We start from the raw sequence: 347 nt of genomic DNA, 5'->3' as shown, positions 1-347 counted from the left end.
ATTCGTTACCGCTTCAGTGATGGCGTATATCTGCCTGCTCTTGCCTTCAACCTCAATGCTATGGTTCCGCCCGCAAAGAACCCGGTCAATCCGACACCGCCCACAAACGGCACGATTCGTTGGGCCGCGTCCGTTGATCAAGTCGCGTTTGCCAAGGTCTGTTCGTTCCTAGATTTCAACTGGGCCGAGCTATTCCAAACCAATCAGACGATCATAGACAACTACGGTACCGTTGATCCCGTGTCGATCGCGATCGTATCGAATCCGCCTACCGGTGAATTCAAGGCCTCGGTGCTGACCGGTATCGGGCAGACGGTGGTGGGCCAAGGTCAGGTCCTGTTTGATAC

General features: G+C 54.8%; 1 protein-coding gene. It reads left to right on the top strand.

Annotation, left to right across the window (positions count from 1 at the left end; translation table 11 throughout):
• A partial coding sequence (locus tag AC1RPU_RS08050) for a hypothetical protein (RefSeq protein WP_481769650.1) occupies nucleotides 1-347 on the top strand: 347 nt, incomplete at both ends.

The organism is Dellaglioa sp. CoH-55-MRSF-7 (assembly GCF_056782235.1).
The sequence above is the reverse complement of the archived record's forward strand: the minus strand, read 5'-3'. Positions and strand labels throughout refer to the sequence as shown.